Source organism: Protofrankia coriariae (genome assembly GCF_001017755.1).
Lineage (GTDB): Bacteria > Actinomycetota > Actinomycetes > Frankiales > Frankiaceae > Protofrankia > Protofrankia coriariae.
Window position 1 is genome coordinate 2,226 of the sequence record NZ_JWIO01000039.1, and the last position, 9,553, is coordinate 11,778.

Sequence of the window (9,553 nt, forward strand, 5' to 3'; positions counted from 1 at the left end):
CGGGCCCGGCCGCCGGCGTCCCGGGCCGATCCCGCCCGGCTGCTCGCCTGGGAGGTCCTGCGGGCCGTCGACGAGCGTGGCGCCTACGCGAACCTGCTGCTGCCGGCGCTGCTGGCCGGCCGCCAGCTGTCCGCCCGCGACCGGGGTTTCGCCACCGAGCTGACCTACGGCACCCTGCGCGCCCTGGGTGTCCTGGACGGGCTGCTCGCCACGGTCGCCAACCGCCCGCTGGACGAGGTGGACCCGCCGGTGCGGGACGCGTTGCGGCTGGGCGCCTACCAGCTGCTGCACACCCGGGTGCCGGCGCGGGCCGCGGTCGACTCGACCGTCGACCTGGTCCGCCGGACCAGCGGTGAACGGCCGGTGCGGTTCGCCAACGCGGTGCTGCGCCGCCTCGCCGCCCGGGTGGAGGCCACCGACGGCGATCTCGCGGTGCTGCTGGCCGCACCCGGCTACGACGACGACCCGGTCGGCCATCTGGCGACGGTCACCGCGCATCCCCGCTGGGTGGTCGAGACGTTCGCCGCCGCCCTCGGCGGCGACCTGGCGCGGACCCGCGCCGCGCTGGCGGCCGACGACGAGCGTCCCAGCACCCATCTGGTCGCCCGTCCTGGCCTGATCGACCGGGACGGGCTGCTGCGGGCGGCCCGGGACGCCGGCCTGGCCGCCGAGCCCGGCCCGTGGTCGCCGTACGCGGTCCGGCTGGCCGGCGGGGATCCGGGGCGGCTGCCGGCGGTCCTGGCCGGCCAGGCCGGCGTGCAGGACGAGGGCAGCCAGCTGGTCGTGGCCGCGCTGTCGCGGGTGGCCACGGTCGGGGCGGACACCGGGGTGAGCGTCGATCTGTGCGCCGGGCCGGGTGGCAAGACCGCCCTGCTGGCGGGCCTGCTGCCCCGGACCAGGCTGGTCGCGGTGGAGCCGCGGGCCACCCGGGCCCTGCTGGTGGCCGCCGCGGTGGCACGCCCGGCCCCGGCGCCCGATCCCGCCGACGCCGTGAGCGGCCCGGCGGCGGCCGTGGGAGACGCGGCGGCCGTGGGAGATGCCGCGGGCAGCCCGGGAGCCGATGCGGAAGGCATGGCGGGCGGCCCGGTGGCGGGCCGGTCGAACGTGGTGGTGGTACGTGCGGACGGGCGGGCGGCGCCGCTGCGTCCTGGCAGCGCCGACCGGGTGCTCGCCGACGTGCCCTGCACGGGCCTGGGGGCGCTGCGCCGCCGGCCGGAGGCCCGCTGGCGCCGCACGCCGGCGCAGGTCGCGCCCCTGTCCCACCTGCAACGGCAGCTGCTGGCCGCCGCCGTCGACCTGGTGCGCCCCGGCGGGGTGGTCGGGTATGTGACCTGCTCGCCGCATCCGGCCGAGACCGTCGAGGTCGTGACGGACGTCGTGACGCGGCTGGCTGCGCGCGGCGTCGGCGTGTCCGTCCTGGACGCGCGGGAGTACCTGCCCGGGGTGCCGGATCTCGGCGACGGCCCGTTCGTACAGCTGTGGCCGTACCGGCACGGCACCGACGCGATGTTCCTGGCCCTGCTGCGCCGTTCCTAGCCCTGCCGCGCCGGCTTCACCAGCGCGGCGGCCACCACCCGCCAGACCTGGCCTGGAGCACCGGTCGGATGGTCGCCCATCCTGTCCTGGCCAGGAAAGCGAGGGTGGAAACGGCCGCTGGAGCGACCGCCCGTTCCCTCGCTTTCATGATCCGGCATTCGACAGTATTCGATCATGAATTTTTGCCTGGTTTCGGGACGGGTCCGTGTGCCGGAGATCCGATCGGTTTCGGGGTGGCTGGCTCCGCCCCGCCGGGGCCGGGGCGGGCGGGAGCAGGCTGGCTGGCCCCGTCCCGCCGCGGCCCGGCAGGTGGTCGTGCGACGGTCGTCAGGATCAGGAGACCTGGCCCTTGACGCAGTTCTGGGGGCTGCAGGCGATGGACCGCCAGTAGTGGACGCCGTCCACGTTCCAGCTCAGGGCTCCCCAGATGGAGCCGATGGCGGTGTCGGAGCACCAACCACCGGTGGGCGCGTCGCCGATCGCCGCCGTCTGTCCCAGATCGTTGCCCCGTCTGACGGTGCCGGCCTCCCCGGACACGTTGGTCTTGCCGTTGGCCTGCAGGTTGGCCAGGCGCACCTGGAAGGTGTTCTGGTTCTGCCAGATCTCGACGCGAGCCCCCGGGCCGGCGTTCTGCTCCCGCAGGGTCCAGGGGGCGGACGGCTGCCCGCACAGGTTCTGGACCCGGTCCTGGGGCTGCCCGGGGCTCTCGGTCTGCGTGGGAGTCGACGTCGGGCTCTGGGTGGGGCTCTGCGCGGAGGGCGACGTCGGGGTAAGGGTTGGGATCTGCGGTTGGGTGGGGGTCTGGGCCCGCGCGGGTGTGGCCGCCAGCGACAGCCCGACCGCCAGCGCGGCGGTGGTCACCAGCGTCGTCAGGATCGTGGCCGGCCGGCGTCGTGACGCGACCGGGCCATGTGGGATGACATGCACTATTCGGTATCCTTTCTCCACCCGGAACTGTGGACGCAGAGTAGTCACGTCCACGCTGTGTGCTTCTGTTCCGGTACGAAAGTTCCCTTCAGGCGTCCCTGGCAGACCTGTGACCAGCGCCTTCACCCCTTCCGGGTCTGTCCGCCCCCAACGGGCGCGCCCATCTCCCCGCCATCTCACCGTCTCGCCATCCAGCCGTCTCGCCGTCCCGTCTTCTCCGGCGGTGACGGCCGCTGCGTGGCCCGCGCCGTGATCCCGGCCGTCCCGCGTCGGCTGGAGCCAGCTCGGTACTGGCCGCGTGTGATGGGCTGACGGACAGCACCCCGCGCACACCGGCGACGTGGAGTGATGACCGGGGCCGGTGTCGGCAGTGTGCGATGGAGGCCTTGTCGCCCGTGCCGTGATGGTGTCGTGCGTCAGGATTATCTGGGCGGTATGCCCGCGGACGTTCACCTGACCGAACGTTGGACGGCGAGACGGGCGCCGCGGTCACATCGTGCGTCCGCCGCGGTCTCATCGGCCTGCCGGTCGGCCCGGTCGGCCCGGTCGAGAACGGTGTACGACGCGGCTGCAAGCCACCGCCTGTTCGGCGGCACCGTACCGGTTGGTACTGATTGCGGATCTTGAATGGTCGGGGTCCGGGTCAAGACCCTGATCAAACGCATCCAAGTACCGACTCGACCTCGTCATCGACTTACTCGGCCAGGTCGGCCGGAGCATGGATCCGGAACCGCAGAAGCCGGACAGGCCCCGGCCGTTCAAAGTCTGCGGCAATCCCGACGCGCGTCAACATGCCTTGAAAAACCTCAAAGAAATCAACCGAAGAACAAACTTCGGCGGCCCGGCGTAGTGGCGAGGCCGGGTCACGACCGGGAAACGCGCCGATGCCCTCGGCGATCGCTGCGAGGGATGCGGCGGTCCTCACTCCGCCGACGGGCATCGAGGTAGGAGCCAGGGCAGAAGGTGGGGCTCAGAGGGCGGTCTCGACTCTGCCGGCGAGCCGGCTTCTCTAAGATCTGACGCGTTATGTCACTTCCGCTTCTCTTGGCACCGGGGTGCCGGTTGCGGCGGTGACCCGCCTTGGTCGAGAGGGGGAGCGTTGTCTGACAGCGAGAGCCAGCACGGCACACCAGAGCCGGTATCACTGAACGTACGCGACGGGGTGTTCGTCTCGACCTGGATCGAGGCCAGGGTCGATATCTCGGTGCCGAGCATCGCCCGGGTTTATGACGCGCTGCTCGACGGGAAGGACAATTTCCCGGCTGACCGCGCTGTCCACGACCAGCTCATCCAGGTGATCCCGGACGGCAAGACCGCCGCCCAGTACAACCGGCAGGCGCTCCGGCGGGGCGTCGAGTTCATGGTGGAGCAGGGCGTCCGCCAGTTCATCGACCTCGGCTCGGGTCTGCCGGCCGCCGAGAACACCCACCAGGTCGCCCAGCGAATTGCGCCCGAGTCGAAGGTCGCCTACGTCGACATCGACCCCATCGTGCTGGCGCACGGCCGGGCGCTGCTGGCCGAGAACAGGAACACCACGGTCGTCACCGCGGACTTCAGACGTCCCGACGAGGTGCTGAACAACCCGGACGTGACCGCGCTGATCGACCTGTCGAAGCCGGTCGGGCTCCTGATGCTCGCAGTCGTCCACCACGTCCACGACAACGAGAACCCGGCTGGTCTGGTCCGCGCATACGTCGACCGGACGGTGTCGGGTAGCCACCTGTTCCTCACCCACTTCGTCGACCACGGCGAGGAGACCAAGCCCATCGAGCAGGTGCTTCTCAACGAGCTGACGAGGGGGCGCTTCCGCTCGATCGAGGAGATCACCTCCTACTTCGACGGGCTGGAGCTCATCGAGCCAGGCGTGGTCTACAACCCCTTGTGGCGTCCCACCGAGCCGGTCGCCAAGCCGTACCCGCTCGCGGTCCGGCTGGTCGCGGGCGGCATTGGGCGCAAGTCGTAAGATTTGCTGTCTTTTGCCATAAGAATCGATCCGCCGACGCGCCGAACGGACGGCCGCTCCGACGCGCCGGTGGTGTGCTGACCGGAGGGATGCGGGGCCCCGCCGCGCGCGGCGGGGCGGGCGGGGTCCTGTTCGGCGCGGCGTGTGCGGCGCCCTGGCGCCGGGCCGGCTCCGCACACGGCCGGTCCAGCTGACGATTGGTCCAGCTGACGGTTGGTGAGCCGGCAGGCCGCCCCACTCGGCCTCCGCGACGCCAGCGCCGCCTCCCCGCCGGCACGCCACCGCCCCTGGTAGGCATGGCTCGTGTTCACCCGCAGCCGCCCGGCCAACCTCCACCGGGCCGACACCCGCGGCCGAACAGCCCCGCGGCCTGTACCCGCACCGTCTCCCGGCGGGCACGCGCCGCCGGGATAAGCCACCACCATCCGGCCGGATATCTCACGCCCCCGGCACAGACCCGCCGCCTGGCGGCACGTAGGCACGCCAGGTGCGATCGGACGGACTTCGGATTCCGACCATTCAAGATCTGTAGCACATCCCCGAACAGCCACCGATCCGTGCCCACGCCGATCGTCCGGCAGGTGGAAGAGTCCGCGAACGGAGCGGTGACGTGGTTTTCGTCCCTCCTCACCCCGTGTTTTTGACGTCATGGCTCCGTTCGCGGGTACCGCCGCTCCGGCGTGGAGGAGTGGCGCGTTGTGACGGTGGGTTTGGGTGATCGCCACAGGGGCGGACGGGGCGGTGGTGGGCCGCTGGTGGGTCGATACGCTCGCGGGTGTGGCAACCGCGCAGATCTACCCGAGCCTGCTGGCCGCCGATTTCGGGCGGGTCGCCGACGCCGCGCGTGCGGTCGAGGGCCACGCCGACTGGCTGCACGTCGATGTCATGGACTACCACTTCGTCCCCAACCTGGCGTTCGCGCCGGACACGGTGACCGCCCTGCGCACGGTCACCACCATCCCGCTCGACTGCCATCTGATGATCGACGATCCGGACCGCTGGGCCGCCGGCTACGCAGAGCGGGGCGCGGCGAACGTGACCATCCATGCCGAGGCCGTCCGCGACCTGCCCCGCACGACCGACGCCATCCGGGCTGCCGGCGCACGCACCGGGCTCGCGGTCAAACCGGCCACCCCCGTCGAGCGTTACGTCGACGACCTGCACCGTTTCGACCTGCTGCTGCTGATGACCATCGAGCCCGGGTTCGGCGGCCAGAAGTTCATGGACGAGGTCCTGCCGAAGATCGAGGCGGCCCGGCGGCTGCTGGACGACCGGGGGCTCGACCTGTGGCTGCAGATCGACGGCGGGGTCAACGCCGAGACCATCGAACGGGCGGCACGGGCCGGGGTGGACGTCTTCGTCGCCGGCACCGCCGTCTACGGTGCCGCCGACCCGGCCGCGGCGCTGGAGGCGCTGCGCGGGCAGGCGCTGGCCGCTTCCCCCCGGCTGGTGGCGCCGGTCCCCGAGAAGGGCTGACCGGGCGGTGGCGGCGGACGGCCGAGCGGGCCCGGGACGCCAGGAACCGGCTGGCGACGGTCCGGCGAGCGCGGAGAGCGGTGGTCCGGCGGGCGCGGAGAGGGCCGGTCCCGAAGCGGCGGCCGGTCCCGAGACGGCGGCCGGTGCGGACGAGCGGTGGCTGCGGATGGCGGTCGAGATCTCCCGGCGGTGCCCGCCGTCACCGAGTGCGTTCTCGGTGGGCGCGGTCGTCGTCGACCGGTCCGCGGGCCCGGCGGCGGACGCGTCCGCGCGGGTGCTGACGGCCGGTTACTCGCGCGAGCTCGACCCGCGTGACCACGCTGAGGAGGTCGCGTTGCGCAGACTTGCGCAACGTGCCCAGGACGGCCCGCCGGTCCCGGCCGGCTCGCTGACGCTCTACAGCTCGCTGGAGCCGTGCAGCGCCCGGGCGTCACGCCCCCGGACCTGCACGGAGCTGATCATCGAGGCGGGGATTCGCCGGGTGGTCTTCGCCTGGCGTGAACCCGAGGTGTTCGTCGACTGTGAAGGCGCGGAGATCATGCGGCGCGCCGGCCTCGACGTTGTCGAGGTGCCGTCCCTGGCCGCGGCGGTCCGGGCGGTCAACGCCCATCTGCTCACATGATCATCATTCGCGTGGCGTTTTCCGCATGACGTTTCTCACACGATGCCGTTCATGTGACGTCGCTCATATGGAACACTTATATAAACCGTCCAAGCGTAATCGTCCTGGTGGCAAATACGTATAAAAGCGGATGTACGGGGCTGGTTGTCCGCGGCTGGACGCGCGAAGATGGACGAAGAGTGATGGGTGTGCTGCCGTCCGGTATCACGTGAGCTTTCTTGCACCTGTGCCGTCCGCATGTGCCAGACTTGGTCAGGTAGTTAGCAGCACGCGCGCTCCGGGGTCGGTGAAAATCCGAACCGGCGGTGACAGTCCGCGACCCGTCCGCAGCCAGCGGACGGCTGATCCGGTGGAATTCCGGGACCGACGGTGAAAGTCCGGATGGGAGGACGCGCGCGGGCGTGTGCTGTTCGACGGCCCCAGGCCTGCCGACGGCCCGTCCGGCGTCTGTGCGCCGGATGCGTCCCGCGTGATCGCCTCTGTCTCGGACGTGGCGCCGGGACGAGAGGGCACATCAGGAATGTTCACCGGCATCGTCGAGGAACTCGGCGTGGTCGCGGCCATCGAGCCGCGGCCGGCTGCCGCCCGACTGATCATTGACGCCACAAAGGTGCTCGAGGACGTCAGCGAGGGCGCGTCCATCGCGGTCAACGGGGTCTGTCTGACCGTCACCAGCTGGTTTCCCCACGGCGAGGGGCAGGCGTTCGCCGCCGACGTCATGCAGGAGACGCTCGACCGCTCGTCCCTGGGCGGGCTGCGCGCCGGTGACCGGGTCAACCTGGAGCGCCCCGTGCGCCTGGCCGACCGCCTCGGCGGGCATCTCGTGCAGGGGCACGTGGACGGCGTCGGCGTGGTCCTCGAACGCCGCTCCAGCACCTCCACGACCACCTCAACGGCATCTACCACAACGACGGCCTCCGCAGTGGCCTCCACCGTGGCCTCCACGACGGCCTTCACGACGGCATCCACAGCGGCCTCCGGTGACGCGGCGGCGACGGGAGGCGATCCCGTCACGTTCGGCCCGGACACCCAGTGGGAGATCGTGCGCATCAGCCTGCCGCCGGGCCTGGAGCGCTATCTCGTCGAGAAGGGATCCATCACCGTCGACGGTGTCAGCCTGACGGTCGTCGAGATCACCCCGGCGGACGCGACGACGCCCGCCACGTTCACGGTGAGTCTGATCCCGACGACGTTGCAGGCGACGACCCTCGGTCGGCGAGGGGTGGGGGAGCGGGTCAATCTCGAAGTCGACGTGCTGGCGAAATACGTCGAGAAGCTTGTCGTCGCGGGGGAGGCGGCCGGTGCCGGCTCGTCCAGCACCCCCGTCATCCACAGCGGGAGCGGGCAACTGTCATGATCAAAAATCTGCCAGTCGGTGATACGCGTTTCGCCTCGATCGACGAGGCGGTCGCGCAGATCGCCGCCGGCCGGCCGGNCAGATCGCCGCCGGCCGGCCGGTCGTCGTCGTCGACGACGCCGACCGCGAGAACGAAGGCGACCTGATCTTCGCGGCGGAGAAGGCCACCCCGGAGCTGCTGGCCTTCATGATCCGTTATACGTCCGGGGTGGTCTGCGTGCCGATGGACGGCGCCGACCTCGACCGGCTCGAACTCGACCAGATGGTCCCGCACAACACCGAGCGGATGGGCACCGCGTTCACCGTCTCCGTCGACGCCCGGGCCGGGGTGACGACCGGCATATCCGCGGCCGACCGGGCGCTGACCATCAGGCTGCTCGCCGACCCGGCGACCACCATCGCGGACATCACCAAGCCCGGCCACGTCTTCCCGCTGCGCGCGAAGGTCGGTGGGGTGTTACGGCGTCCCGGCCACACCGAGGCCGCGGTGGACCTGGCCAGGCTCGCCGGGCTGCGTCCCGCCGGAGCCATCTGCGAGATCGTCAACGACGACGGCAGCATGGCCCGGCTGCCGGAGCTGACACAGTTCGCCGAGGAGCACGGGCTGCTGCTGATCTCCATCGCCGACCTGGTGGCGTACCGGCGGCGCAGCGAACACCACGTCGAACAGGTCGCCGACACCAGGATCCCCACCGGCTACGGCGAGTTCCGCGCCTTCGGCTACCGCGGCGTCATCGAGGACGTGGAGCACGTCGCGCTGGTCAAGGGGGACATCGGGGACGGCTGTGACGTCCTGGTGCGGGTGCACAGCGAATGCCTCACCGGCGACGTCTTCGGCTCCCGCCGCTGCGACTGCGGGACGCAGCTCGACGCCGCCCTGCGCATGATCGCCCAGGAGGGCCGGGGCGTGGTCCTCTACATGCGGGGGCACGAGGGCCGCGGCGTCGGCCTCATCCACAAGCTGCGGGCCTACCAGATGCAGGACGCCGGGCACGACACCGTGGACGCCAACCTCGCCCTCGGCCTGCCCGCGGACGCGCGCGACTACGGCACCGGCGCCCAGATCCTCGTCGACCTCGGCATCCGGACGATGCGGCTGCTGACGAACAACCCGACCAAGCGGGCCGGGCTGGAGGGCTACGGCCTGGAGGTCGTCGAACGGGTCGGGCTGCCGGTGAACTTCACCCCGGAGAACCTGCGCTACCTCACCACCAAGCGGGACCGGATGGGACACGACCTGCCGGGCCTGCCGAAACTGCCGGCCGTGCCGGCCGTGCCAGCCGTGCAGGCCGTGCAGGCAGGGCCGAAGGTCGCGGGAGTCCGCGCCGACGTCCCGCTGCACTGCGTCGGGGGCACGAGCGTCGGGAGCGCGGGCGCGCACCCGGTCCGTGCGACGGAGGCGGAGTCGGCGGTGACGGACGAGGAACTGCTGATGGCGGACATGTGCCAGGGTGAGACGGCATGAGCGGTCAGGGCGCGCCGGCGCCGTCGATCCCGGACGGCGCCGGCCTGCGGCTGGNATCGTGGCGACCCGTTGGCACGCCGAGATCACCGACGCCCTCGTCGACGGCGCGCTGCGGGCGGCCAAGGACGCCGGGGTCGCCTCCCCGCTGCTGGTCCGGGTGCCCGGCGCGGTCGAACTGCCGATCGTGGCGGCGGCGCTGGCCGCCCG

Annotated in this window: 7 protein-coding genes, 1 pseudogene and 1 riboswitch (1 of these 9 running past the window's edge); of the genes and pseudogenes, 7 read left to right on the forward strand and 1 reads right to left on the reverse strand. The window is 71.6% G+C overall.

The features are described from left to right. Window positions 1-1,536: transcription antitermination factor NusB (locus tag FrCorBMG51_RS19325; protein ID WP_338052772.1), on the forward strand; the 1,536-nt coding region annotated here is incomplete at its 5' end. 333 nt (window positions 1,537-1,869) lie between these two features. On the opposite strand, the gene FrCorBMG51_RS19330 is transcribed toward FrCorBMG51_RS19325, so the two are convergent. After that, entirely contained in the window at window positions 1,870-2,463 is a 594-nt protein-coding gene (locus FrCorBMG51_RS19330) for a hypothetical protein (RefSeq protein ID WP_047224464.1), read from the reverse strand. A 1,099-nt stretch (window positions 2,464-3,562) separates the two neighbouring features. Here FrCorBMG51_RS19330 and FrCorBMG51_RS19335 point away from each other — a divergent pair. From FrCorBMG51_RS19335 to ribH, 6 genes and pseudogenes are all read left to right on the forward strand, one after another. After that, window positions 3,563-4,426, forward strand: coding sequence for an SAM-dependent methyltransferase (locus tag FrCorBMG51_RS19335; protein WP_052914843.1), 864 nt, complete (start codon window positions 3,563-3,565; stop codon window positions 4,424-4,426). Window positions 4,427-5,203: 777 nt separating this feature from the next. Continuing rightward, entirely contained in the window at window positions 5,204-5,902 is a 699-nt protein-coding gene (gene rpe / locus FrCorBMG51_RS19340; RefSeq protein WP_047224479.1) for a ribulose-phosphate 3-epimerase, read from the forward strand. 160 nt (window positions 5,903-6,062) lie between these two features. Continuing rightward, window positions 6,063-6,524: a cytidine/deoxycytidylate deaminase family protein gene (locus tag FrCorBMG51_RS19345; protein WP_076843817.1), complete on the forward strand. Its 462-nt coding sequence runs from the start codon at window positions 6,063-6,065 to the stop codon at window positions 6,522-6,524. Between the two features lie 268 nt (window positions 6,525-6,792). Further along, window positions 6,793-6,921: riboswitch (FMN riboswitch) on the forward strand. Window positions 6,922-7,044: 123 nt separating this feature from the next. Beyond that, a complete protein-coding gene (locus FrCorBMG51_RS19350; RefSeq protein ID WP_047224465.1) occupies window positions 7,045-7,881 on the forward strand; it encodes a riboflavin synthase in 837 nt (278 codons plus the stop codon). Window positions 7,882-7,963: 82 nt separating this feature from the next. Beyond that, a complete protein-coding gene (locus FrCorBMG51_RS19355) occupies window positions 7,964-9,346 on the forward strand; it encodes a bifunctional 3,4-dihydroxy-2-butanone-4-phosphate synthase/GTP cyclohydrolase II (RefSeq protein WP_047224466.1) in 1,383 nt (460 codons plus the stop codon). Further along, window positions 9,343-9,553, forward strand: a pseudogene (ribH, locus tag FrCorBMG51_RS19360) (6,7-dimethyl-8-ribityllumazine synthase) (it continues 268 nt past the right edge of the window). The gene FrCorBMG51_RS19355 and the pseudogene ribH overlap by 4 nt, the downstream one beginning before the upstream one ends.

Bases quoted from the DNA above. Each gene is read 5' to 3' on its own strand.
- FrCorBMG51_RS19350 (WP_047224465.1), top strand. From the start codon at position 7,045: ATGTTCACCGGCATCGTCGAGGAACTCGGCGTGGTCGCGGCCATCGAG.